Annotated in this window: 26 protein-coding genes and 1 pseudogene; 11 read left to right on the top strand and 16 right to left on the bottom strand. The window is 62.5% G+C overall.

All coding sequences use genetic code 11. The features are described 5' to 3' along the window. Positions 1 to 15 precede the first annotated feature (15 nt). The 5 genes and pseudogenes from I6L33_RS01310 to I6L33_RS01290 form a co-directional block, all read right to left on the bottom strand. Positions 16 to 267: pseudogene (locus I6L33_RS01310) on the bottom strand (hypothetical protein). A gap of 239 nt (positions 268 to 506) precedes the next feature. Then, positions 507 to 1409, bottom strand: a complete 903-nt coding sequence (locus I6L33_RS01305) for a hypothetical protein (RefSeq protein WP_216973429.1) — start codon at positions 1407 to 1409, stop codon at positions 507 to 509. Positions 1410 to 1420: 11 nt separating this feature from the next. Continuing rightward, positions 1421 to 2188, bottom strand: a complete 768-nt coding sequence (locus tag I6L33_RS01300; protein WP_005335887.1) for a hypothetical protein — start codon at positions 2186 to 2188, stop codon at positions 1421 to 1423. Between the two features lie 12 nt (positions 2189 to 2200). Then, a complete protein-coding gene (locus tag I6L33_RS01295) occupies positions 2201 to 2743 on the bottom strand; it encodes a hypothetical protein (protein ID WP_216973428.1) in 543 nt (180 codons plus the stop codon). A 23-nt stretch (positions 2744 to 2766) separates the two neighbouring features. Next, positions 2767 to 3051 (bottom strand): DnaJ domain-containing protein, encoded by a 285-nt coding sequence (locus I6L33_RS01290; RefSeq protein ID WP_005305278.1) that lies wholly within the window; start codon positions 3049 to 3051, stop codon positions 2767 to 2769. 288 nt (positions 3052 to 3339) lie between these two features. Here I6L33_RS01290 and I6L33_RS01285 point away from each other — a divergent pair, with 288 nt between their 5' ends. Beyond that, complete coding sequence (locus I6L33_RS01285) at positions 3340 to 3768, top strand: hypothetical protein (RefSeq protein WP_025201126.1); 429 nt, start codon at positions 3340 to 3342, stop codon at positions 3766 to 3768. Between the two features lie 75 nt (positions 3769 to 3843). Here the strand turns inward: I6L33_RS01285 and I6L33_RS01280 are convergent, their stop codons facing one another. Genes I6L33_RS01280 through I6L33_RS01265 form a run of 4 tightly spaced genes read right to left on the bottom strand, consistent with a single transcriptional unit; the run spans position 3844 to position 7615 of the window. Further along, the gene (locus tag I6L33_RS01280; RefSeq protein WP_054543518.1) at positions 3844 to 4368 is read right to left on the bottom strand and encodes a thioredoxin domain-containing protein; all 525 of its coding nucleotides are present in this window, start codon (positions 4366 to 4368) and stop codon (positions 3844 to 3846) included. Between the two features lie 3 nt (positions 4369 to 4371). Beyond that, positions 4372 to 5127: a DsbA family protein gene (locus I6L33_RS01275; protein ID WP_054543517.1), complete on the bottom strand. Its 756-nt coding sequence runs from the start codon at positions 5125 to 5127 to the stop codon at positions 4372 to 4374. Between the two features lie 10 nt (positions 5128 to 5137). Then, positions 5138 to 7180, bottom strand: coding sequence for a protein-disulfide reductase DsbD (locus I6L33_RS01270; RefSeq protein ID WP_216973427.1), 2043 nt, complete (start codon positions 7178 to 7180; stop codon positions 5138 to 5140). Between the two features lie 54 nt (positions 7181 to 7234). Continuing rightward, positions 7235 to 7615, bottom strand: a complete 381-nt coding sequence (locus I6L33_RS01265) for a hypothetical protein (RefSeq protein ID WP_024943302.1) — start codon at positions 7613 to 7615, stop codon at positions 7235 to 7237. A 177-nt stretch (positions 7616 to 7792) separates the two neighbouring features. On the opposite strand from I6L33_RS01265, the gene I6L33_RS01260 reads away from it, so the two are divergent. From I6L33_RS01260 to pspG, 4 genes are all read left to right on the top strand, one after another. Next, a complete protein-coding gene (locus I6L33_RS01260) occupies positions 7793 to 8521 on the top strand; it encodes a 1-acylglycerol-3-phosphate O-acyltransferase (protein WP_216973426.1) in 729 nt (242 codons plus the stop codon). Positions 8522 to 8727: 206 nt separating this feature from the next. Continuing rightward, a complete protein-coding gene (gene pspA, locus I6L33_RS01255; protein WP_017782532.1) occupies positions 8728 to 9390 on the top strand; it encodes a phage shock protein PspA in 663 nt (220 codons plus the stop codon). Positions 9391 to 9392: 2 nt separating this feature from the next. Then, positions 9393 to 9599, top strand: a complete 207-nt coding sequence (locus tag I6L33_RS01250) for a PspC domain-containing protein (protein ID WP_005305247.1) — start codon at positions 9393 to 9395, stop codon at positions 9597 to 9599. A 42-nt stretch (positions 9600 to 9641) separates the two neighbouring features. Beyond that, entirely contained in the window at positions 9642 to 9860 is a 219-nt protein-coding gene (gene pspG / locus I6L33_RS01245; protein ID WP_010636066.1) for an envelope stress response protein PspG, read from the top strand. Between the two features lie 95 nt (positions 9861 to 9955). On the opposite strand, the gene I6L33_RS01240 is transcribed toward pspG, so the two are convergent. Further along, a complete protein-coding gene (locus I6L33_RS01240) occupies positions 9956 to 10357 on the bottom strand; it encodes a GIY-YIG nuclease family protein (RefSeq protein WP_216973425.1) in 402 nt (133 codons plus the stop codon). Between the two features lie 44 nt (positions 10358 to 10401). Between I6L33_RS01240 and I6L33_RS01235 the strand changes: the two genes are divergently transcribed. After that, complete coding sequence (locus tag I6L33_RS01235; protein ID WP_005305238.1) at positions 10402 to 11136, top strand: ABC transporter substrate-binding protein; 735 nt, start codon at positions 10402 to 10404, stop codon at positions 11134 to 11136. Here I6L33_RS01235 and rarD read toward each other — a convergent pair. Further along, positions 11118 to 12026 (bottom strand): EamA family transporter RarD, encoded by a 909-nt coding sequence (gene rarD / locus I6L33_RS01230; protein ID WP_216973424.1) that lies wholly within the window; start codon positions 12024 to 12026, stop codon positions 11118 to 11120. The two genes, I6L33_RS01235 and rarD, sit on opposite strands and share 19 nt — an antisense overlap. Positions 12027 to 12128: 102 nt before the next feature. Between rarD and I6L33_RS01225 the strand changes: the two genes are divergently transcribed. Next, positions 12129 to 12710: a uracil-DNA glycosylase family protein gene (locus I6L33_RS01225; protein ID WP_017778343.1), complete on the top strand. Its 582-nt coding sequence runs from the start codon at positions 12129 to 12131 to the stop codon at positions 12708 to 12710. A gap of 10 nt (positions 12711 to 12720) precedes the next feature. Here I6L33_RS01225 and I6L33_RS01220 read toward each other — a convergent pair whose 3' ends face one another. Further along, positions 12721 to 13578 (bottom strand): DMT family transporter, encoded by an 858-nt coding sequence (locus tag I6L33_RS01220; protein WP_005305226.1) that lies wholly within the window; start codon positions 13576 to 13578, stop codon positions 12721 to 12723. Positions 13579 to 13669: 91 nt separating this feature from the next. On the opposite strand from I6L33_RS01220, the gene I6L33_RS01215 reads away from it, so the two are divergent. Continuing rightward, positions 13670 to 14560 carry a LysR substrate-binding domain-containing protein gene (locus I6L33_RS01215; RefSeq protein WP_017778342.1) on the top strand — a complete coding sequence of 297 codons (891 nt, stop codon included), beginning with the start codon at positions 13670 to 13672 and terminating at the stop codon, positions 14558 to 14560. A 109-nt stretch (positions 14561 to 14669) separates the two neighbouring features. On the opposite strand, the gene znuB is transcribed toward I6L33_RS01215, so the two are convergent. Both znuB and znuC read right to left on the bottom strand, forming a co-directional pair. Beyond that, the gene (gene znuB, locus I6L33_RS01210; protein WP_017765340.1) at positions 14670 to 15449 is read right to left on the bottom strand and encodes a zinc ABC transporter permease subunit ZnuB; all 780 of its coding nucleotides are present in this window, start codon (positions 15447 to 15449) and stop codon (positions 14670 to 14672) included. Positions 15450 to 15470: 21 nt separating this feature from the next. After that, positions 15471 to 16235, bottom strand: coding sequence for a zinc ABC transporter ATP-binding protein ZnuC (gene znuC / locus I6L33_RS01205; RefSeq protein WP_017788147.1), 765 nt, complete (start codon positions 16233 to 16235; stop codon positions 15471 to 15473). A 94-nt stretch (positions 16236 to 16329) separates the two neighbouring features. Here znuC and znuA point away from each other — a divergent pair, with 94 nt between their 5' ends. Further along, positions 16330 to 17244, top strand: coding sequence for a zinc ABC transporter substrate-binding protein ZnuA (gene znuA, locus I6L33_RS01200; protein WP_216973423.1), 915 nt, complete (start codon positions 16330 to 16332; stop codon positions 17242 to 17244). A gap of 85 nt (positions 17245 to 17329) precedes the next feature. Further along, positions 17330 to 18004: a transglutaminase-like cysteine peptidase gene (locus I6L33_RS01195; protein WP_017788145.1), complete on the top strand. Its 675-nt coding sequence runs from the start codon at positions 17330 to 17332 to the stop codon at positions 18002 to 18004. On the opposite strand, the gene I6L33_RS01190 is transcribed toward I6L33_RS01195, so the two are convergent. Together I6L33_RS01190 and I6L33_RS01185 are read right to left on the bottom strand one after the other, a co-directional pair. Continuing rightward, complete coding sequence (locus I6L33_RS01190; RefSeq protein ID WP_216973422.1) at positions 17999 to 18940, bottom strand: TAXI family TRAP transporter solute-binding subunit; 942 nt, start codon at positions 18938 to 18940, stop codon at positions 17999 to 18001. The two genes, I6L33_RS01195 and I6L33_RS01190, sit on opposite strands and share 6 nt — an antisense overlap. Beyond that, on the bottom strand, positions 18940 to 20232 hold the full coding sequence (locus tag I6L33_RS01185) for a LapD/MoxY N-terminal periplasmic domain-containing protein (protein WP_216973421.1): 1293 nt from the start codon (positions 20230 to 20232) through the stop codon (positions 18940 to 18942). The genes I6L33_RS01190 and I6L33_RS01185 overlap by 1 nt, the downstream gene beginning before the upstream one ends. Positions 20233 to 20491: 259 nt before the next feature. Here I6L33_RS01185 and mepM point away from each other — a divergent pair, with 259 nt between their 5' ends. Continuing rightward, the gene (gene mepM / locus I6L33_RS01180; protein WP_005305203.1) at positions 20492 to 21829 is read left to right on the top strand and encodes a murein DD-endopeptidase MepM; all 1338 of its coding nucleotides are present in this window, start codon (positions 20492 to 20494) and stop codon (positions 21827 to 21829) included. Positions 21830 to 21891: the final 62 nt, after the last annotated feature.

Genomic DNA, 21891 nt, shown 5'->3' with positions numbered 1-21891 from the left:
GCTGCGATGGGGCGCTCAGGCGGGGATGCGACCATTGCGCACCAGGGCCCGGCGGATGTTTTTGCACAGCTTGCCGAAGCGCTGGATCTCGTCGAAGGAGGGCGGGATGCCGCGATCGATCTAATATTGCCAGTAGCAGAGGTCCGTATCCACCAGCTCCATCAGCTTCTTGGGGCAGCCGATACAGGTGTTGTCCGGCCCGCACTTGAAGGTATCCGGTTGATAAAGCGGAAATTCCGCCTTCACGGCATCGATGATCTGCTGCATCGCGGTGATCCTGTCGGGCTTTCTGCTCATGGCCTTGCTCCCCGGCGGCTTGTATGGGGGAGTCATTATATCCCTGTCAAAAATGGGGCCAATGACGCTTACGGGGTAGTTTTCTGCCGAGCTCTGTGTTCACTGCCAGGGCTTGTGCTGAAAACGGGGCGCTGGATAGCACAACGCCCGGCAAGCCGGGCGTTGTGGGGAGGAGAGGCAAGAGCCGTCCTGCAAGGGGGCATGGCCCCTTAGAAGTCGTGATAGAGCGGCCAGCCGAGCAGGGGGTGCTTGAGTCCGGCGCGCATCTCGACGTTGTCGAGCTTCTCCGGTGAGGCGTCCTCTTTTTGCAGCTGCTGGTACTGGCGCACGAAGCCGAGGGTGTGCAGCAGGTTCGGCACAAAGCCCGGGCTCAGCTCCTGGCGCAGGGCGGCGGCCATGTCGGCGGGCAGCGCACTCAGCATCAGGGCGAGCTGAGCGGCGAGGTAGTCGGTGTCGTACCAGCCCTCGTCGAGCTCAATCTCCCGCGCCAGTTTGCGCTTGAGATCCTGCTTCACCTTGAGCGGAGCGGCGCCACTGCCCTTGCCGCAGAGGATGCGGTAGAGCAGCGCCTCGGCCAGCTTGTCCTCCATGGTGGGGTGGTCGCTTTCGCAGGCGAAGAAGTGCTGGTCGATGAGCCCCATCAGGCGGCTCTTGTTGTGCTCTGTTAGTGCCTTCTCGTACTCCTGCCACCCTTGCCACTCTTCCACGTCCGGCGGGCTCGAGATCTTGTCCAAGAGCCGCGCATCCACGTCACCGTAGAGGCTGTTGCCAGCCTGCTTGGGGCTGACGGTGATGAGCATTGACCAGCCCTTCTGGAACGGCTTGATGGGGCCTTCCGGCGCCTGCAGCAGCGCCAGCGCTTTGGCCGGATCCCGCGCCGAGAGCTCCTGCAGGCCGAGGCTCACCACACCGATGACGTCGTGGGCGGCCTGCTCCAGCAGGTGCATCTTGTACTTGTTGTAGTACTTGTCGGCGAATTTGAGGCTCATCAGCACCGCCTTGCCCTTGATGGCGGCCAGCTGTTGCTCGCTCAAACGTTCATTGTCGCGGCCAAAGCGCAGCACCTGGGTCAGAAAGGGGCCCTGGTTGGCATCGCGAATGACTAACTGCATGAATGGGCTCCTTAATCCAGAAAGCTGAACATGTCGTCGACGTCGCCGTACTCGTCTTCCTCGACCTTGTTCTTCTCTTTGGCCTGCATCACCAGCTCGGCGGCAAACTTGTTGATGATGCCGTCCCAAGTGGAGTGCTCGTTGCGCAGCAGCGCCTTGATGGCTTTCTCCACCTCGGGGGCCAGCTCGCGAATGAGCATCAAGAGGCTGCGCGGGTCATCCAGCGCGTAGTCGTGGACATCCTCGCTCTGCTGGCGCTCGCTGTAGCGCAGGGACTCTTCGAGATCTTCCTCTTCGGCGTGCAGCACGTCGCGATAGCCTTCGTCCTCTTCATAGCGATCGCCGCGATAGAACTCGATAAAGGGGATGGCGAGGTAGAAGAGACCGGCCGGATCTTCGGCCACGCACTCGAGGATCTCGCGCTGCTTGGCTTCGCTATCCTGGGTGCGGATCAGGTAGTTGAGGAAGTCGAAGGTGTGCTGTTGCAGCTCGTCGGCGTTGTTCTTGATCGCCTCTTCCCAATAGAGCGGCTGCTGGCAGACGATGTCGCGGATCCGCTCCGGGGTCATCAGCTCGGAGATGATGGAGGGGAAGGAGATATCGTGCTGGCCGTTAATCTGGGTCAGGGTAACGATATCAATGTTTTCAATCACTTCTGCCAGCTGGTCGTCAGACATGGTCTTGGCGATCAGCTCGAACTTCTCGCTGGCCTGCTTCGGCTCGATAACGGCCAGCTCTTTGATCTCGATGGCGGTAATTTCTATCAGACTGTTGCTCATGCCTTGCCCCAATTAGAAACGGACTTCGTCGTACATATCCTGATCGCCGTCGTCATCACCATAGCGGTCACTGCCGCCGTGGTAGTCGGCGTCGGCATCTTCCCCGTCTTCATCTTCTTCGTCGCGCAGCTCATAGTCGTCATCGCTGCGCTGGCTACCGCGCGGTAGCGGGTTGTCGAGCAGGAACAGCACGGCGCAGGCTTCCATCAGCTGATCTTCGCTCTGGGCCCGCACCGCCTTGACCAGCGGCAGGGCGGCGTTGTTGAAGCCGACGCTCACCTTGAACTCGTCCCAGCCCGGCTGCTCGCCGCTGGTGAGCCACTTGTTCCACTGCGACTTGGCCTTGGCCGGGAACTGCACCCGGCCATAGAGGGCCAGCGGCAGATACTCGGGCATAAACTCCAGCATGCTCATATCGGCCAGCAGCAGGGCCTTCATCTGGTCGGTGAACTGCTCGAGCCCCTTGGGGTCGTCCTGATCCCGGTAGGATTCGATATTCTCGCTGGCATCGCTTTGCAGGGCCTTGAGCCGTGCCTGGTCCCATTTTTTTTGCATAGTCGCTCTTCTTGCCTGGTGGCTCAGGGGTAGAACTGGTCCCACATCTCCTGCATGGCAGCAGCGGGATCGGTCACGATGACGTTGTTGAAATCTTTGATGAAGGCGGCCCGCTGTTTCGGATCAGACAGCACTTCATAGGCCTGCTTTACCTGGTGCAGCTTGAGGGCTGCCTGCTCTTTCTCTTCTTCGCTCGCCCCGTGCAGTTTGTCGGGGTGGTACTGGTTCGACAGCCGACGATAGGCTTTTTTGATGTCGTTTTCACTGGCGTTGGACTTGACGCCCAACACCCGGAAGTAGTTGTTCATGACGGATCCTGCCTCACTGGCATCGTGGAATTGACCCTGCGCTGGCCTGGCGGCGGGGATCTTGGCAAACCAGGCTCGGCAAAAACCCGACATTTTAACGCAAACAGGCCGCCATCGCCATGAATAGGAAGAAAAGTAACCAGGGGGAGGCGTGGCCGGTGCGCCTTGCGATCTGCCTCCCGGTAGGGGGTGGTACCGGGGCTACACTACAGGAGGCGCCGGGCGTTGCCCTGGCGATCTTCAGCAGGCCTCGGCCGGGCCGAGACCCTTACTAAGGAATGGACAGCCATGCTCAAATTTTATCTTCTGCCAATGGTACTGCTGGGCGGCCTTGCCATCGCCGCCGATGAGAGCATCGACGAGCCCTTGATGTTCATCAAGGGGGACATCACCAAGGCCCAGTTCATGGAAAGAGCCGAGCAGCGTTTCGCCCGGCAGGACACCGACAAGGATGGCACCCTGTCGGTGGCCGAGAGAGAGGCCGCCATGGCCAAGATGCACGAGGCGATGCAGCAGTCCGGCCAGGCCATGCCGGGCAAGATGGGAAACATGGGCAACATGAGGGCGATGCAAGACACGACCAAGGCGCAGTTCATGGCGCGCCATGAGGCCCTCTTCACCCGGATGGACAAGAACGGGGACGGGGTACTCGACGAGGCTGAGCGGGCCAGCGCCAGGGGGCGGCTCGGTCAGGGCGCCATGGCGCCCACGAAATAGGATTGTCAGCCTTCAGATGAAAAAGAGCCCGGTCGTGATACCGGGCTCTTTGCATACATTGCTGGGCGGACGGGATTACCAGCCGGCCCACAGCAGGCGGGCCTTGAGCCCGAGCCACGAGCTCCAGCCGGTGGTGCTGCTCACCAGCGTCCCATCCTTGATGATGAGGAAGGTGGGGGTGACCCCCACCTGCCAGCGTGCGGCCAGATCTCCCCGCTCATCGTTGTGGGTGGGCAAGACGAGCCCCTTCTTCGCCATCCCGGCGCGCAACTGCTCATCGCTGCCGGAGCGCAGCGCCACCGTCAGCACGTTTTCACCCTCCTGCCACAGGTTCTCCACGGTCGGTGTGGTGAAGCGGCACACCCCGCACCAGCTGGCCCAGTAGTAGACCAGCAGCGGCTTGCCGCGGCTCTGCTCGGCCAGACTGGTGATGGTGCCATCCTGCAGGGTGAAGGGAGCCTCCATGGCCCCCGCCGGCAGGCTGGGGCTGCGCCACAGATCCAGCAGGGTGGAGATGACCAGCACCATCAGCAGCAGCCAGAGGGCCTCCTTGCCCCAACGGCGCCAGCGGGGTGGTTTTACGACTGCATCCTCCGCCATGGCTTAGCTCCGCTTGGCCAGCTCGGCCTTCACCAGCTGCTCCAGCTCGTCATAGGGGAGGGCGCCCGGCACCAGCTGGTTGCCGATGAGCGTCGCCGGGGTGCCCTGCACGCCCAGGAGGGTACCGATGCGCAGGCTGTTGCGCAGCTCCTCGGTGGCCTTGGCATCGGGCTTGAGGGCCGTGTTGCCGGTGGTCGCCAGCGCCTTGTTGATGTCCGCCTCGGTCAGCATCCCCTGCTTGCTCATCAGCTTGTCGTGCAGGACGAGGAAGCGGGCCGGATCCTGTTGCCAGAGGGTGAGGCTGTACTGGGCCGCCTTGGCCGAGCTCTGCCCCTTGAACGGCAGCAGCTTGACCACCAGCCCCAGATCGTCGGGATAGGCCTCGAGCAGCTTGGTCAGGCGGGGATCGAACTGCTTGCAGTAGGGGCAGTTGTAGTCGGTGAACAGCACCAGGGTCAGCTTGGGATTCTTGGCGCCCAGGCGCGGGCTGGTGGCACTGTTGAACAGCACATCCTGATTGCCCTTGATGAAGTTGCCGAGCTGGGCCTCCTGGGCCGCGGCGTTCTGTTTCTCCCAGGATTCGGCCGCCTCGTCGAGGATCTTGGGGTTGGCGACCAGGGTCTCGCGAATGAGCTCCTTGATACGCGCCTCCTGCTCCGGGGTGAAGGGGGCCGCCTGCAACAAGGGGGCACTCAGGGTGCCGGCAACCAGGGCGGTGCAGAGGGTCAGGGTGCGCAGTTTCAGGGTACGCAGGGTCATGGGATTCTCCTTAAAAATGGGTGACATCGGCCCGGACGAGGCCGGCCTGGTGCAACACGTCGAGCAAGTCGGCCTTGTCCAGCAGGGGGGAGAGGATCTCTCCCTCTGGCAGGCCGGGCCCGTAGATCTGGTTGAAGGGCACGGCGGCTGCGCCGCGCTGGCGCAGGAAGGCGGAGATGGCGTCGCTCGGCCGGCTCCAGTCGCCACGCAGGGCCACTACGTCCGGAGCCGTCAGGGCGCTCTGCACCTCGTCACGCAGCAGCACGTTGTACTTGTTGGCCTTGCAGGTGACGCACCAGTCGGCGGTGACGTCGACGAAGACCCGCTTGCGCTGGGCCAGCGCATCGACGATGGCCTGCTCGGAGAGCGGTTGCCAGGCGATGCGATCGATGCTGCCCGACCCCTGCGCCGTGAGGGCGCCCCCCAACAGCAGGGCGCCGCCGATGAGGGCAGAGAGGGAGAGGGCCAGCGTGAAACCGCGCATGCCATAACGCCAGATGATGCCGATCAGCAGCACCAGCAGCATGGCGGCCATCAGCCAGCCGGTGGCCGTGCTGCCCAGATGGTTGCCGAGCAGGCTCGCCAGCCAGAGGCTGGAGCCCAGCATCATCAGCCCGAGCAGGATGCGCAGCCGCCCCATCCAGCGGCCCGGTTTGGGCAGCCAGAGGGCGAGGCGCGGCAGGGCCGCCACCAGCAGCCAGGGCAGGCTCATGCCAAGGCCGAGCGCGGTGAAGATGAGCCAGAGCTGGCCGAGGGGCGCCGCCAGCGCAAAGGCCACCGCGGTGCCGAGGAAGGGGGCCGAGCAGGGGGTGGCCAACAGGGTGGCGAAGCTCCCCTGCAGGAAGTGGCCACCGAGCCCCTTGCCGCCGCTGGTGGCGAGGCGAGTGCTGAGATTGCTGGGCAACCTTATCTCGAACAGGCCCAGCAGGTTGGCGCAAAACAGCAGAGTCACCGCCACCATGAAGCCGATGAAGCCGGCGCTCTGGAACTGGATCCCCCAGCCGACGGCACCCTGAGTCGCGCGCAGCAGGCTGCTCATGGCCGCCAGCACCCAGAAGGAGGTGATTATGCCGGCGCTGGCGGCGAGGAACTGCTTGCGCACCTGTCGCTGTTCGCGCTCCTGCTGCTGCAGCACAGTGCCCAGTTTCAGGGCCAGCACCGGCAGCACGCAGGGCATCAGGTTGAGGATGAGGCCGCCGAGCAGCGCCGCCCCCAGCAGCCAGATGAGTGGCTGGCCTGGGGCCGGCAGGGCGAGAGGTCCGGCGATGGTGGCGCTGGTCTGCCAGGCTTCATCGCCGCTGCCGAGCAACAGGCCGAGGGATTGGCCACGCAAGTCAGGCGCATCCCCCTGCCAGCCGTCGCTGACCGGCACCCGGGCGATCAGGGTGTTGCCGCTCACCTCGAGCGCGGGCTTGCCGAACTCGGCCCCCTCCAGCGCATCGATGAAGAGCGCTGGTTCCTGCCAACCCTCTGCCCGCTCGGCGCGCAGCTGCAGCTGGTTGTGCTGGTAGCCGAGTTCGACCCGGGTATCGGCGGGCAGCGTTTGCGGCAGGGTGCTCATGGCCTGGGCCCAGGCGAAGTCGAAACCGGCCGGCGCCTGCCCATCCACCGCCAGGGTGAAGGGGTAGTCGGTCAGGATGCAGACGTTGCTGCAGGTGGAGAGGCGCAAGGTGCCCTTGAGCGGCTGCCCGGCGGGGGAGTCCAGGCTCAGGGGGAAGCGTACCTGTTGCTGATAGCCCTGGGTGCTGAGCCCGGCCACCTCGAAGGGGCGCGGTGTGGGCCAGTGCCACTGGAAGTTGCCGACCGGCTGCTCCCACAGGATCTGGGGCGCTATGCCCCCTTCACCCGGGCTGCGCCAGTAGGTTTTCCAGCCGGATTCGAGGGCCACCTCGAGCAGGATGCGGGTCTGGTCAGGGGCGCTGCGGTCGGCTTGCAGCCTGACCTTGGCGTGATCGTTCTGGGGGCTGGTGAGCCAGCCCGTATCGCTGGCCAATCCAGTGGATTGCCACAGCAGGCAGCCCAGCAGCAGGCTCGCCTTGAAGAGAGTTGACATAGATGTTGTCTCGCAAAAAATGAATGACAGCAGGCTGAAAAATCGCGGCTGAACTCATTCCCGCCAGACACAGAGGGTGAGGTGAAGTCGTCGTTCGGGGGGCGAAACAGCTCGGGGCGGCGGCAGTGGCGGCGTGTAGCGCCAGAGCGGGGCCAGCAGCGCGATGAGCAGGGCCACCGCAAAGAACAGCTGCTCAAGGCAGAGCAGGGTGGTGGCGCTCAGCCACTTGCCGTTGAGCTGGCAGCTGTTGGGCTGCGGGCTGGCGGGCGTGCCCTTGTCGGCCTGGTCGTCGGCTGCGGCGAACTGGGGCAGGGCCTGACAGCTGATGGCGTGATCGAGCAGGGCTAGCCGGGCCAGCGGCTGGGCAGCGCAATTGAGCACCAGCAGGCAGACCAGCAGCAGGAGTCGTTTCGCCACGCGTTGTTGGTGAATCATGCTCGCCCCGTTCATCAAGATGGCCACATCCTAACGGCCAATGCCGGGTGGGGCAAGCCGCCGTCCGTTTTATGGCTCAGGGGCGAGTGGCGAAGGGTGGTCGGTTCTGTCTGGCGAACGCTTGTTCGCTAAAAGGGGGACCAGTATACTGCGCCGAGTCAAAATCCGAGGTGTTCGATGCTCAAAATTGCCCGTGTGCTGCTGCTTGGTCTGCTGCTCATTTTCTGGTTCCTGTTCGGTCTGCTGCTGTGCCTGGTGCGTCCGCGCCATCCCAACAACGTCTATGTCTTCGCCCGCATGTACCATGCTGTCTGCCCGCTGATCGGCCTCAAGGTCCGGGTGACGGTGGCCGACGAGGTCAAATCGGTGGGGCCGGCGGTCTACGTCTGCAACCACCAGAGCAACTACGATATCTTCACCGTGACCGGCGCGGTGCAGCCCGGCGTGGTGGCGGTGGGCAAGAAGAGCCTGCTGTGGCTGCCCTTCTTCGGCCTCATCTTCTGGCTCTCCGGCAACGTGCTGATCGACCGCTCCAACCGCTCCCGCGCCATCGGTACTATCGGCCAGGTGGTGGAGCGCATCAAGAATCGCGGCACCTCCATCTGGATGTTCCCGGAGGGGACCCGTTCCAAGGGGCGCGGCCTGCTGCCGTTCAAGGCGGGCGCCTTCCACACCGCGGTACAGGCAGAGGTGCCGGTGGTGCCCATCGTCTGCTCCAGCTACTTCGGCCAGATCGATCTCAACCGCTGGGACAACGGCGAGGTGCTGCTGGAAGTGATGGCCCCGGTCTGCAGCAAGGAGCACGGCGCCGCCGGTATTCGCGACCTCTCCGACAACTGCCGCGCCCGGATGGAGGCCAAGCTGGCGGAGCTGGACAGCAAGCTCGGCCATACCCGGGCCGCCTGAGTACAGCGCTGATCGCATGAGGGAGCCGCCGGCTCCCTTTTTTATTGGTGAAAATCACCACTGGATCGGTATTTTTCGCCACTAAGACGATGTTGAAAATACCTGATAAAACCTCATCTATATGTAAGTAAAGGAAAAATTATCTTGGCACGGCTCTTGTAATGTCATGGGAAGAGATAGCCATCCCATCAACAAGGAGCCAGACCATGAGCGTATTTAGCCGCCTGACCGACGTGATCAATGCCAACCTGCACAGCCTGCTCGACAAGAGCGAAGAGCCGGAGAAGATGCTGCGGCTGATGATCGAAGAGATGGAGCAGGTCCAGGTCGAGATGAGAACCCAGGCCGCCCGCGTCATTGCCGAACAGAAACAGCTGGAACGTCATCAGCAGGCGTTGCAGCACCAGATCCTGGAGTGGTCGGCCAAGGCCGAACTCGCCATCCAGAAGGGGCGTGAGGACTTGGCCCGGGCCGCGCTGACCGAGAAGCTGGCCGAGGTCAAAAAATGCGAACAGCTGGAACAGGACAAGGCGCGGGTCGCCGAGGTGCTGGCCCAGCTCACCGCCGACAGCGAGCGGCTGGCCGCCAAGCTGACCGAGGCACGCGAGAAGCAGAAGCTGCTGACCCTGCGCGAGCAGACCGCCCACAGCCGGCTGCGGGCCCGAGCCCAGGTGGACAACCAGCGCATGCACGAGCTGATGGCCCGTTTTGACGGCTTTCAGGGCAGAGTCGATCAGCTGGAAGCTCAGCTGGAGGCGGCAACTCTGGGGCAGAACCCCTCGCTGGAGGCCCAGTTCCGCGAGCTGGAGCTGAACGATGAGATTGAACGGGAGCTGGCCCGCCTCAAGGGTCAAAAGGTGGAGGCATAACCATGACGCCCTGGCCGAAGGATCTTGCCCATCGCAAGCTGACCGGAGTCTGTGCCGGCATCGCCAATGGACTGGGGCTCTCCAGGGTGACGGTGCGGGTCGCGGCCCTGATGGCGCTGATCCTGATGCCGCCCCTGGCCCTGGCCATTTATCTGCTGGCGGTGCTGATCATGCCGCCCCGTCGTGAATTGAAGCGTTGGCTGGATTGACCCCGGGTCATCTGGCCGCATCAACCCAGTGAGGAGCACAACATGCTGGAATTTATCGTCTTGATGCTGGTACTGGTCGGCATGGCACTGGCCGGGTTCACCGTGCTGGCCATGCTGCTGGTGAGCGGCGTCTTCGTGCTGTTTGGCGCGTTGGCCGGCATGTTTGCCCTCATCATCAAGCTGGCGCCCTGGTTGCTGGTGCTGCTGGTGGTGTGCTGGTTCATCAGCAGTCGGCGCAAGCAAGCCAATACCTACCGTTGACACTCCCTGTTATCGGATCCTTCCTTGGTCGCTGCATGCAGCGGCCTTTTTTGCGTTTGCTGGCTCATTAGCAGTCGGCGCAAGCAGGTTAATGCCTACCGTTGACACTCCCTGTTATCGGATCCTTCCCTGGTCGCTGCATGCAGCGGCCTTTTCTGTGGCCGGGCGGTGGCCAGCCATGATTCGCTGCAGGCGAGCCAGCGCTCCGGCTGGCTGATAAGCTGCTCCTTGAAGGCCTTGCTCTGCTGCTTGAGTCGGTATTCGAGGCGCAGCGCCGTGCCTTTCTCACCGACGGCCTGCTGCCACGCCAGGGTCAGTGGCCCCTTGCCGCGCAGGGCGCGGGCTCCCTTGCCACTCTGGTGCTGGTGCAGGCGGCGAGCCGGATCCGTGCTGATCCCGGTATAGAGCAGGCCGCCAGCGGTGCGCACCATGTAGATGAACCAATGGCGGGTGGGCGGGCAGGCAGCCGGTTCGGCGCCGCTAGGGGATTTTCTCATTCGATCTCTCTGTGCCACACTCAAGAGCAGCCCAAGGAGGTGCGATGCGAGCATGGTGGTGGTTGTGGTGTCTGCTGTCGATATCGGCTCATGGCGAGACGCTGCGTCTCTACGACTATCATCAGCACCCCCCCTTCATGACCGGGGAGCAGAGCGGTCTGAGCCGGGATCTGGTCAAGTATCTCAATGAAAAGCTTGGCGGAGAACCCAAGCTGGAACTTTGGCTGGTGAATCGGGCCAGACTGGCGCTGGAGATGTCGGATCCTGGCTTCGACGGTCTGGTGGCCTGGGTCAATCCCGCCTGGGTGGGGGATCCCCAGCGCGAGCGCTACCTCTGGACCTTTCCCATCATGCGCGATACCAACGAGCTTATCTCGAGTGCCGACAGACCGGTCACCTATCGCGGGCCCGATTCGCTCAAAGGGATGACCTTCGGCGGCATCGAGGGGTACCACTATCAGGGTATCGACGAGGCGTCGGCCAGAGGCGATCTGGTGCGGGTGGATGCCAAGAAGGTCAAGACCAACTTCAGCCTGCTGGTGCGCGGCCGCATCGACGTGACCCTGGTGCCGGGCTCGGCGCTCACCTTCTTCACTCACGACCCGGCCTTCGAGGGCAAGTTGTTCGTCTCGCCCTTCGCCCAGTCCAGCTATACCCGCCACATACTGTTGCCCAAATCCCGCAGCGATCTGCATGACAGGCTGAACGACATCGCCGAGCAGATGGACCGGGATCCCAAGTGGCACGCCATCCTGGAGTCCTACCGCGGCAGACCCTGAGCGTCGGCGTTGCGGCGCAGATGGCGCCAGAACCTGTGCAGCGGCAGCAGGCTCACCAGCAGGCCGGCCCAGACGAAGGCAAACCCCACCGATTTCACCGGATCCGGCGTCTCGCCAAACCAGAAGATGGCGAGCAGGAAGGCGAGGCTGGGCTCGATATATTGCAGCAGACCCACCGTGCTCATGCGGGTGCGCATCATGCCATAGCAGAACAGCCCCACCGGCAGCAGGGTGGCGGGGGCACTGCCCATCAGCAGCAGGCGCTCGGTCCAGTCACCGGCCATAAATTGGCTGGCGCCGCTCACCGCCAGAGCGCCGATGATCAGCAGGGCGACGGGCAGCTGTACCAGCGCCTCGAGGTAGAGGCTGACGCCGGCGTCATAGTGCACCTTCTTCTTGAGCAGGCCATAGAGGGCGAAGTTGGCCCCCATGACCAGGGAGAACCAGGGCAGCTGGCCGTAAGAAAAGAGCATGTAGGCCAACCCCGCCAGGGCTAGCGCCACCGCCAGGTGTTTTTGCGGGGTGAGCTTCTCTTTGAGGAACAACACGGCGAAGACGATGTTGAACAGTGGCGTCATGAAGAAGGCGAGGCTGGTGGCCAGCACCTGGCCGGTGGTGAGGCACCAGGTGAACATGCACCAGCTGATGGACATGACGGGGCCGGCCAGCAGGATGAGGCCGAGCTGGTGCGGTTCGCTGCGCAGCCGCGCCCAGGGCACCCGGTAGCCGACGACGAGGAACAGGATCCCCAGCAGCACCGCCGACCAGAGTACCCGGTGGGAGAGCAGCTCCCACATGTTGACCGCGGGCATGAACTGGTAATAGAGGGGCAGCATGCCCCACAGCACGAATGAGAGGGCCGCGCTGCCGGTGCCCATCCAGTTCTTCATTTCGCTCCGTTTATTAAATTAAACAAATGTGGCTGCATAATAAGTATCTGCTGAATCTTTCACAAGCAGGATCCGGGGGAAAACTCTGTTACTATCGGGCCCATGAACCGACTCGACAGTTTGTTTGCACAGATCCGTGCCTGCCGCCTGTGCGAGGCACACTTGCCGCTCGGGCCCAGACCGGTGATCCGTGGCAGCGAGCACGCCCGTCTGCTGATCATCGGCCAGGCGCCCGGCACCCGGGTGCATGCCAGCGGCATCCCCTGGGACGATCCCTCCGGCGATCGCCTGCGCCAGTGGCTCGGAGTGGACAAGGCCACCTTCTACGATGAATCCCGCATCGCCATCATGCCGATGGGGCTCTGTTACCCCGGCAAGGGCAAGTCGGGGGATCTGCCGCCGCGCCCCGAATGTGCCTCCACCTGGCACGACAAGGTATTGATGCTGCTGCCCAACATCGAGCTGACCCTGCTCATCGGCCAGTATGCGCAAGGCCACTACCTGCGGGATGCGGCGAAAGGGTCGCTGACCGAGACGGTGCGCAGCTGGGCGGACTACGGTCCGGCCTGGTTGCCGCTGCCGCACCCGTCACCGCGCAACACCTTCTGGCTCAAGAAGAACCCCTGGTTCGAGCAGGATGTGGTCCCCCATCTGCAACAAAGGGTCGCCCCGCTGCTGGGGTGACCCTCGTTGGCTAGAGCGCCGGTTCGGCCTGTGGTTTGGGCTTGCTGCGGGCCATGGCTATGAGCGGCAGTATGATGCACAGGCACCCCAGCAGCAGCGGCAGGCCCGGCTGCTCATCGAACAGCCATACCCCGATGGCGACCGCCATCAGCAGGCCGGTGTACTCGGCGGAGGCGATCTTGCTCGCCTCCGCCTTGCGATAGGCCACCACGCACAACCCCGCATAGACCATGATCAGCGCCGAAGAGCCGAAGGCGGGCCACCACATCTGCCACTGCCAGTCGCCCCCTTCCCACCAGGCCAGCGCCAGGATGAAGGGCATGCTCAGCACGTTGGTAAAGAACAGGGTCTGGGCGATGGGCTGCTGGAGCGGGATCCGCTTGATCAGCAGATTGTTGAGCGCCATGGAGAGCGCTACCCCGAGTGCGGCCAGCGCCGCCCAGTTCACCTCGGTGGGGCGCAGCACGATCAGCACCCCGACAAAGCCGATGAAGGCGGTCAGCACCTTCTGGCGCGAGATCGCTTCCCCTGCCAGCCACACCGCCAGCGGCACCATCATCAGCGGCGCCGCATAGAAGAGGGCGTTGGCGGTGGCCAGCGGCAGCCGGGTGAGGGCGATCACCATCAGGCAGACGCCGATGGCCCAGATATGGGCGCGCAGCAGGTGCCACTTGAGCGCCACCGGCGGGTTGCGACGCCATGACCAGAGCAGCCAGGGGGTCAGCAGGATGGCGGCGGAGAGCTGGCGGAAGAAGACAAACTGAAATACCGGCTGATCCGGCTCCAGCACCTTGACCAGCGCGTCGGAAAAGACTGCCACCATATTGCCCAGCACCAGATAAAGGATGCCGATCCCCACTGCGTTCATGCTACCTCCTGCGTCAGATGAGGGAAGGGTAGCCCGCGCTTCGTTATCCAGTAAAATGATAAAAAATCACCATGCATGAGAATTTTGGATAATGAAGCTGCCTCCCCTGCGTGCCGTTCAATACTTCGAAGTGGTTGCCCGCCTGCTCAGCTTTTCCCGCGCGGCCCTTGAGCTGAACGTCAGCCAGAGCGCGGTCAGCCATCAGATCCGCCTGCTGGAGGATTTTCTGGGGGAACGGCTGCTGCTGCGTCAGGGGCGGCTGCTGTCGCTGACGGCGCAGGGCGAGGTCTATTTCGAGGGGATCTCCGCCGGGCTCGGCCAGATTGCCCAGAGCAGCGAGCAACTGCGTGGCGGCGGCGAGATGCGGCTGCGGCTCGCGGTCTACAGCTCGTTTGCGGTGAAGTGGCTGATCCCGCGCCTGGCTGGGCTGCGCCAGCTCTATCCCGAGCTGGATCTCAGCCTGGAGATGGTGGCGGAGGATCCCGAACTCTCCGATCGAGTGGCGGACTGCTTCATCACCGTTTCGCCCCACGGTCGGGGCTATTGTCATGATCTCATCTACCGGGAGCGGCTCTTCCCGGTCTGCAGTCGCCGCTTGCTGCAACAGGTGGAGGGGGAGTGGCCGGACGCCATCTGGCAACTGCCGTTGCTGTCGGTGCAGTCCATCTACAAGGCGCGGGGAGAGGATTGGCAGCGTTGGGCCAAGGCCGGGGGACTAGTGATCCCGGCGGAGGCGCGGATGCACCACTTCAGCCATGTGTTGCTGGCGATGGAGGCCGCAGCCTGGGATCAGGGGGTGGCATTCGTGAACGACTACATGCTGCGACCGGATGATCCCCAACTGGTGGCCTTGCCGGTACACCAGCTGGAGACGGGGGATGCTTTCTACTTCACCTGCAAGCGCTCGCGGGCCCATGAGCCCGCCATCAGCCGGCTGCGCCAATGGCTGATGATGGAGACACGCCAGAGCATGCCTCTCTAGGCTCAGGCTTTCTTGAACTGGCTCAGCACAAACAGGCTGGCGGCGCAGACCACCACCGACGGGCTGGGATGTGGAGTGACCTGATTACAAGGATCAGGCCACTTTAGGCTCAGGCTTTCTTGAACTGGCTCAATACGAACAGGCTGGTGGCGCAGACCACGACAGACGGGCCTGCCGGCGTGTCCTGATACCAGGAGAGCAGCAGTCCGCCGAGTACGGCAAGGCAGCCGATGAGCGCGGCGAAGCCGGCCATCTGCTCCGGTGTCCGGCTGAAGCGGCGGGCGGTTGCCGCAGGGATGATCAGCAAGGAGGTGATGATCAGCGCCCCGACGAACTTCATAGCCACCGCGATCACCAGCCCGATCAGCAGCATCAGCACGCAGCGCAGCACATCGACCCTCACCCCTTCCACCCGGGCCAGCTCCTCCGAGATGGTCATGGAAAGCAGGGGATCCCACAGCCGCCACAGGGTGAGCAGCACCAGGGCGCCACCGCCGTAGATCCAGAGCAAGTCCATTGGCTGCACCGAGAGCAGGTCGCCAAACAGGTAGGCCATCAGATCCACCCGCACGTTGTCCATGAAGCTCAGGGTGACCAGGCCGAGCGACAGGGCGCTGTGGGCCAGGATGCCGAGCAGGGTATCGGTGGCCACCTGCTGGTTGCGGCTCATGATCACCAGCAGCATGGCCATGGCGAGGCAGCAGACCACCACCGCCAGGGTCAGATCCACCTGCAGCAGGATGCCGAGCGCGATGCCGAACAGGCAGGCGTGGGAGAGGGTGTCGCCAAAATAGGCCATCTTGCGCCACACCACAAAACTGCCGAGGGGGCCGGCCAGCAGGGCGATGCCGAGGCCGGCCGCGAGGGCGTATAACAGAAAGCTGTCCACTTGATGATCCTGTCGGGTACGTTATTGATTGCGGGAGGGCAGGCGAATGACGGGGGCCTGCGGTTCATGATGATGGTGTTCGCCATCGCAGTGGTGATGGTGGGTGTAGACCGCCAGCACCTCCTGCTCCGGTCGGCCGAACAGGCGGGCAAACTCGGGGTGGCGCGCCACGCTCTCCGGTTCGCCGTGACAGCAGACGTGGCGATTGAGACAGATCACCTCGTGGGTGCTGGCCATCACCAGATGCAGATCGTGGGAGACCATCAGCACGGCGCAGTTGAACTCGGCGGCCAGCTGGCTGATGAGGGCGTAGAGCTCGATCTGGCCGTTGATGTCCACCCCTTGCACCGGTTCGTCCAGCACCAGCAGCTCGGGCTTGACCAGCAGGGCGCGTGCCAGCAGCACCCGCTGCATTTCGCCGCCGGAGAGCTTCTGCATCCGGTTGTCCAACAGATCTTCCGCGCCGACCCGGCCCAGTGCTTCCTCGATGGAGAGGCGACCATTCTTGCCAAGCTGCAGGAAGCGACGCACCGTCAGCGGCAGGGTGGGATCCAGATAGAGGCGCTGGGGCACATAGCCGACCCGCAGGTCGCGGCTGCGGGTGATTTGGCCTGAATCTGGCGTGAGTAGACCCAGCACCAGCTTGCTCAGGGTGCTCTTGCCCGCCCCGTTGGGGCCGACCAGGGTAGTGATTTTGCCTTTGTTCAGGGTAAAGGAGACCTTGTCGAGCACGAGTCGTCCATCAAATGAAAGACAGACCTCTTTCAGCTCCACCAGTTGGGTCATGACAGCTCCGGGGTTTACAGCCTGTGAGAGTTATAATATAACAATAACGTTGGTTTGTTATATTATCACACACACACTTCCTGACGAGATCTCTATGCGAATTCTTGCCCTAGTCACTGCCCTGCTGGCGGTGAGTCTGCCTGTCCGCGCCCTCGAGGTGCTGACCACCATCAAGCCGCTGGGTTTCATCGCCGCTGCCATCACCGACGGCGTGAGCGAGCCCAAGGTGCTGCTGCCGACCGGCGCTTCGCCCCACGATTTCTCCCTGCGCCCCTCCGATATTCGCAGCATCAACGAGGCCGATCTGGTGGTGTGGGTCGGCCCCGAGCTGGAAGGTTTCATGGCCAAGCTGCTGGCCAAACATCCCCATGTGCTGACCCTGACCCGGGTGGAAGGGATGCCGCTGTTTGATTACAGCAAGCAGGCCGGTCATGAAGAGCACGCCGACGAGGCGCATGAAGGCCATGACCACGACGGTCATGAGGGGCACCACCACGAGGGCGTCGACCCCCACATCTGGCTGGGTCCGACCCAGGCGCTGGTCATCGCCAATGCCCTGAGCGAAACCCTGAGCGCTCAGGATCCGGCCAACGCCGAGCGTTATCGCGCCAACCTGTTGGCGTTCAAGGCCAAGGTGGAGGCCAAGGACAAGGTGATTGCCGAGCAGATGAAGGCGGTGAACCAGAAGGGCTACTTCGTGTTTCATGAAGCCTATGGCTACTGGGAGCGCCACTATGGCATGAGCTCCAAGGGCCACTTTACCGTGAGCCCGGAGCGACGCCCCGGCGCCAAGACCCTGGTGGAGATCCGCAAGGCGCTGGAAGAGAAAAAAGCGAGCTGCATCTATGCCGAGCCGCAGTTCTCGCCGGCGGTGATCGAGTCGGTCGCCCGCAATACCGGCGCCAAGGTGCTGTTGCTGGACGAAGTCGGTGAACAGGTGCCGCTCGGTCCGGATGGCTATCCCCGCTTCATGCAGCAGTTGGCCGACGCCTTCGCCGAATGCCGTTGACCGCGTCGAAGCGCCCGCGTGCCCGCCACTGGGGCAGCCAGGGGCAACTATACTGACCTCCAGCATCTTGCAGGGAGTGTCTGGTATGAAATGGCTGCTCGTTCCCACCTGCACGTTGGCGCTCTGCTGTGCCAGCGTGCAGGCTTCCCGTCTCTCCGAATACATGGCCAGCCCTGCACTGCAGGCAAAATTGCAGGAGGTCTATGGCGGTCGAGCCCTCCAGCGGGCGGAGGCCTTTTCGCGCCTGCTGACGCCAAGGGCCGGCACCACGGATCAGCAGAAGATCGAGCTGGTCAACAACTACTTCAACAACCTGACCTACAGCGATGACCCCAGATTGTGGGGAGAAACGGATTACTGGGCCAACCCACTGGAGTTTATCGGTGCCCGTGGTGGCGACTGCGAGGATTACAGCATCTCCAAGTACTACACATTGATGGAGCTTGGGGTGGACGAGAAGAAGCTGCGACTGGCTTACGTCAAGGCAGTCAAGTACAACCAGTTCCACATGGTGACGCTCTACTTCGCGACCCCCAAGTCGGATCCGATGGTGCTCGACAACATCAACAACCGGATCCTGCCCGGCAGCAAGCGGACCGATCTCATCCCCGTCTACAGTTTTGATGCCAAGAGCATCTGGATCATGAAGTCACGCCGGGAAGGGACCCTGGCGGGCAGTGCCGACAGGTTGGCGCAGTGGACTTCGATGAAGACCCGTTTTTCCAGCGAGCAGCTGCGCTCCCCCCGCCGTCAGCTATAGCTTGCCCGCCGCTTTCAACTCCTCGAAATATTTTGCCGCGCCCGGATGCTGTTCGATGCTCAGCACCGGGCCGGTTTTATTGCGCGACTGGTGAAACAGGTTGGCGTAACCGTAGGTTTGCTCATTGAACTTGGTTTGCTGGGCCAGCATGGCCCGGGTCAGGCGGTAAACGTCGGCCAGTGGCGTGCTGGCGGTGGTTACCAGGGTGGCGGCGATGGCAAAGGTCGGCGTCGCCTTGAGGTTGCCCGGATAGATACGCGCAGGGATCTGGCTGCGCTGGTAATACTTGACCCCCTTGAGCAGCTGATCCCGGATTGCCCCCTCGATCGGCAGGAAACGTATGGCGCAGCGTTTGGCTGTATCCAGCACGATGCGGTTGGGGTGACCCATCACCAGGCCATAGGCGTCGATCTGTTTGCTGCACAGGGACTCGGCCAGATTGGCCACGCTCTTGAGATCGAGATCCTGCTCCTTGGCGCCCAGCACGTTGAACAGGGCGAGCGCCGTCTGGCGGGTACCTGAGCTCTTGAGCCCCATGTCGATGGGGGCCAGCTTGAGTTGCTCCAGGCTGGTGATGTCGCCGTCGGCCCTTACCACTATGGTAAAGGGCTCGGCGTGAGTGGCGAAGATGGCCCTGAGCTCTGGTTGCGGCTGATTGGCATACGGACCCAGGCCATTGCTGGCCTGGTAGAGCCAGTCCGACTGCACCAGCGCATAGCTTGTCTCGCCGCTTTTCAGTTGGCGCAGATTTTCGATGGAGCCCGAGGTCGCCTGCGGCTTGCACTGCAGTCCGGCATCGCTTTTGTTGGCGAGCCGGCAGAACTCTTTGGCGATCTGGTGATAGATCCCCTGTTCACCGCCGGTGGCTATGGTGGTGGGGTTGGCCAGCAGCGGCAGTGGCCACAGCAGGGCGAGCAACAATCCAGTCCTGTTCATCATGCCTCCTTGCCGGCGTAGCCATCGATGCCCCAGTTGCGCAGGGTGTCGATATCCTGAATGTCGCCGGCCTCCGCCAGCAGGGTGTAGCCCGCACTGTGCAGGCACTGGGCCACCAGGTTCCAATAGAGCGGAGCCTGGGTCGGCTGGCAGCTGATGAAAACGGGATTGATGGGGTCGAGCTGATTGAAGGTCTCGTTGGTCATCGGGATGGCGCTGAAGGCCATCTCCACCCCTTGTTCCTGCAAGGCGGCCAGCCGCTCCTGGGCAAGGGGTGGCACATGTTCCTGATCCCAGCGCCAATCGAGGGTCTTGCCTCTGCCCTTGGCCAGCAGAGGTGCAAATTGAGCCCAGTCGGGGTGGCCGAGCAGGCTGAGCGGCAGCTGCAATCCCTCGACTGCATGGTGCAGCCAGAGATCGAGCAGGTGCCGGATCTCGTCCGGTGAACTGTTCAGTGACGGGGTGACTTCCGGAATGAGGCGGCTGTAAAGACGAATGCTGCCCTGGGTCGAGAAGAAGTGTTGTTGCAACAGCCCCTCTCCTGCGCAGGTCAGGGTCTGTAGCGGCTCATTGACCATGGGGAGCTGTTTGCCGAGCTGGCTTATCTTGAGCCGTTGCTGCAGCAGATCCCGTTTGCGTTCCGACACCAGCTGGTTGACCGAGCCGGCCAGCTCCTTGAGATCCTGCAGCCAGGGAGCGTCCAGGGTGCCACTGAACTGGCGCTTGCGGATCTTCACCAATTGCAGATTGATCTGCTCGAGCGGGCGCAGCAGCCGTTTGCAGACCCAGGAGATCACCAGGGTGAACACCAGCAGACCTGCCACCAGGGCCGTGCCGGTACGGCTGATCGCATTCCACAGATGCTGGTAGGCATAGCCCGTGTGCCCTTCCAGGGTGAGGGTGCCCAGCATGCGCCAGCCATCGGTCAGCTCCTGCTCAATTTTCACCGGCGGCATGTCGATAACAGAGGGGAGCCAGGTCGGCACGTTCTGTTGCGCGGTGTGGAAGACCTTCTGGAACAGCACCTGACCATCCGGATCCAGCAGGGTGACCGCGCTGACGAAGCCGCCATCGAACATGGCGTTGACTATGGTCTCGGCCAGTACCTTGTCATCGTTGAGAAGGGTGCCTTGCAGCACCAGCCCGAGGGCGGTGATGGCGGTTTCCAGATTGGCGGACATCTGATCGAGGATGGATTGCCGTACCGTGGTGACTTCCAGCATGAACAGCAGGACGGCGCCAATCAGGAACAAAATCAGGATGATTCGATTTAACAGTTTCGCTAACGACATATCCACTCCATGGAAAAGTTATCGCAACATGTTGAAACCTGGGGTCGGAGGTGAGCTGACCCGGCTCTTAAAAATAGGAAAAAATGGTTAAAAAAGACGATCATTTCTGCCCATGAAGGAATGTTATGCATAAAATGTGAGGTTCATGCAGATTGCTATGAACTAATTGTGAGTATTTAGGTCAAACAATCAGTTTTATACGGTTTCATAACAAACAGACTGACCACTAACACCCTTGGATCTAATGACAGGATAGCGGATGAAACGTCTCCGTCCCTTGGTAGCGCAGGCCGCCAATTGGGAACCCCCGGTTCCCCGCAAACACTTTTACGCCATGCTACTGCTGACGGCCATGACGCTGTCGGCGGTAGCCATATTGCCAGCCCCGGGTGACATCCTGGAGCGGCCGCTGCGACTGGAGTTGCCGATCGCCACCAATGGCACCGCAACCAACGAAGACAATACGGACTTCAACGACATCCCGGATCACGAGCTGGTAGAAGCCGCGACGCCGGAAGATGACATCCCGGCCGACGCCACCCCCCAGTGGCAGGATTACCGGGTTCGCAATGGCGAGAATCTGACCACCATCTTCAACAACCTGGGTCTTTCCACCACCACCCTCTACAAGGTGCTGGATGCCGACACCAAGAACAATCTGGCACGGCTCAAGCCGGGCCAGACCATCGAGCTGCTGATCGATCAGGACAACATACTGCAGCAGATGAAGATCCGTCTGAATATCAAGCAGACCTTGGTGCTGGAGCGTACCGACGACACCTACAGCGCCAACATGCTCAATGAAGAGGTGGAGTGGCAGAAGAAGAGCTATGACGGTGTCATCAATGGCAGCTTCTACGTGAGTGCCCGCAATGCGGGGATCCCGGCCAACCATATCCAGAAAATTGCCAACCTGTTCCAGTGGCGGCTCAACTTCGCCAAGGATCTGAAAAAGGGCGACAAGTTCAAGGTGCTGGTGCGCCAGGAGACGGTCGAAGGCAAGAGCACAGGCAACACCCAGCTGCTCGGGGTGGAAGTGTTCAGTCAGGGTCAGAACGTCTCTGCCTGGCTGTCCGAAGATGGCAACTACTACGATGGGCAGGGCAACAGTCTGGAGCGCGGTTTCCGCCGTTACCCGACCCACAGCCGCTACCGGGTCAGCTCCAGCTTCAACCCGAATCGCCGTCACCCGATCACCGGCCAGGTGCGGCCTCACGAGGGCACCGACTTTGCCCTGCCGGTCGGTACCCCCGTGATGGCAACCGGTGACGGTGTGGTACTGAAGGCGACCAGCCACCCGCTGGCCGGCACCTATGTGGTGATCAAGCACGGTCGTACCCTGATGACCCGTTACCTGCACCTGAGCAAGCTGCTGGTCAAGCCGGGCCAGAAGGTGAAGATGGGCGACAAGATTGCCCTCTCCGGCAACACGGGTCGCTCCACCGGCGCTCACCTGCACTACGAGGTGCGGATCAACAATCGTCCGGTGGATGCCATGAAGGTCAAGCTGCCGATGGCGGAACCGCTCTCCGGCAAGGAGAAGCGTCAGTTCCTCGCCAAGGTGAAGAGCTATCGCAAGGAGATGGAGGCCGGTTGATGCCTCTCTCGCCGAAACAAAAAGGCCCCGCCACGCTGGCGGGGCCTTTTTATTGGCTGACG

The organism is Aeromonas sp. FDAARGOS 1403 (assembly GCF_019047325.1).
In the GTDB taxonomy this organism is placed as follows: Bacteria; Pseudomonadota; Gammaproteobacteria; order Enterobacterales; family Aeromonadaceae; genus Aeromonas; species Aeromonas dhakensis.
The sequence above is the reverse complement of the archived record's forward strand: the minus strand, read 5'-3'. Positions and strand labels throughout refer to the sequence as shown.

Bases quoted from the DNA above. Each gene is read 5' to 3' on its own strand.
- I6L33_RS01265 (WP_024943302.1), bottom strand. From the start codon at position 7,615: ATGATTCACCAACAACGCGTGGCGAAACGACTCCTGCTGCTGGTCTGC.
- I6L33_RS01270 (WP_216973427.1), bottom strand. From the start codon at position 7,180: ATGTCAACTCTCTTCAAGGCGAGCCTGCTGCTGGGCTGCCTGCTGTGG.
- I6L33_RS01275 (WP_054543517.1), bottom strand. From the start codon at position 5,127: ATGACCCTGCGTACCCTGAAACTGCGCACCCTGACCCTCTGCACCGCC.
- I6L33_RS01250 (WP_005305247.1), top strand. From the start codon at position 9,393: ATGACGCCCTGGCCGAAGGATCTTGCCCATCGCAAGCTGACCGGAGTC.
- I6L33_RS01220 (WP_005305226.1), bottom strand. From the start codon at position 13,578: ATGAACGCAGTGGGGATCGGCATCCTTTATCTGGTGCTGGGCAATATG.
- pspA (WP_017782532.1), top strand. From the start codon at position 8,728: ATGAGCGTATTTAGCCGCCTGACCGACGTGATCAATGCCAACCTGCAC.
- I6L33_RS01290 (WP_005305278.1), bottom strand. From the start codon at position 3,051: ATGAACAACTACTTCCGGGTGTTGGGCGTCAAGTCCAACGCCAGTGAA.
- I6L33_RS01300 (WP_005335887.1), bottom strand. From the start codon at position 2,188: ATGAGCAACAGTCTGATAGAAATTACCGCCATCGAGATCAAAGAGCTG.
- I6L33_RS01195 (WP_017788145.1), top strand. From the start codon at position 17,330: ATGAAATGGCTGCTCGTTCCCACCTGCACGTTGGCGCTCTGCTGTGCC.
- I6L33_RS01240 (WP_216973425.1), bottom strand. From the start codon at position 10,357: ATGAGAAAATCCCCTAGCGGCGCCGAACCGGCTGCCTGCCCGCCCACC.
- I6L33_RS01295 (WP_216973428.1), bottom strand. From the start codon at position 2,743: ATGCAAAAAAAATGGGACCAGGCACGGCTCAAGGCCCTGCAAAGCGAT.
- I6L33_RS01305 (WP_216973429.1), bottom strand. From the start codon at position 1,409: ATGCAGTTAGTCATTCGCGATGCCAACCAGGGCCCCTTTCTGACCCAG.
- I6L33_RS01260 (WP_216973426.1), top strand. From the start codon at position 7,793: ATGCTCAAAATTGCCCGTGTGCTGCTGCTTGGTCTGCTGCTCATTTTC.
- znuA (WP_216973423.1), top strand. From the start codon at position 16,330: ATGCGAATTCTTGCCCTAGTCACTGCCCTGCTGGCGGTGAGTCTGCCT.
- I6L33_RS01185 (WP_216973421.1), bottom strand. From the start codon at position 20,232: ATGTCGTTAGCGAAACTGTTAAATCGAATCATCCTGATTTTGTTCCTG.
- I6L33_RS01190 (WP_216973422.1), bottom strand. From the start codon at position 18,940: ATGAACAGGACTGGATTGTTGCTCGCCCTGCTGTGGCCACTGCCGCTG.
- pspG (WP_010636066.1), top strand. From the start codon at position 9,642: ATGCTGGAATTTATCGTCTTGATGCTGGTACTGGTCGGCATGGCACTG.
- znuC (WP_017788147.1), bottom strand. From the start codon at position 16,235: ATGACCCAACTGGTGGAGCTGAAAGAGGTCTGTCTTTCATTTGATGGA.
- I6L33_RS01215 (WP_017778342.1), top strand. From the start codon at position 13,670: ATGAAGCTGCCTCCCCTGCGTGCCGTTCAATACTTCGAAGTGGTTGCC.
- mepM (WP_005305203.1), top strand. From the start codon at position 20,492: ATGAAACGTCTCCGTCCCTTGGTAGCGCAGGCCGCCAATTGGGAACCC.
- I6L33_RS01225 (WP_017778343.1), top strand. From the start codon at position 12,129: ATGAACCGACTCGACAGTTTGTTTGCACAGATCCGTGCCTGCCGCCTG.
- I6L33_RS01280 (WP_054543518.1), bottom strand. From the start codon at position 4,368: ATGGCGGAGGATGCAGTCGTAAAACCACCCCGCTGGCGCCGTTGGGGC.
- I6L33_RS01235 (WP_005305238.1), top strand. From the start codon at position 10,402: ATGCGAGCATGGTGGTGGTTGTGGTGTCTGCTGTCGATATCGGCTCAT.
- I6L33_RS01285 (WP_025201126.1), top strand. From the start codon at position 3,340: ATGCTCAAATTTTATCTTCTGCCAATGGTACTGCTGGGCGGCCTTGCC.
- rarD (WP_216973424.1), bottom strand. From the start codon at position 12,026: ATGAAGAACTGGATGGGCACCGGCAGCGCGGCCCTCTCATTCGTGCTG.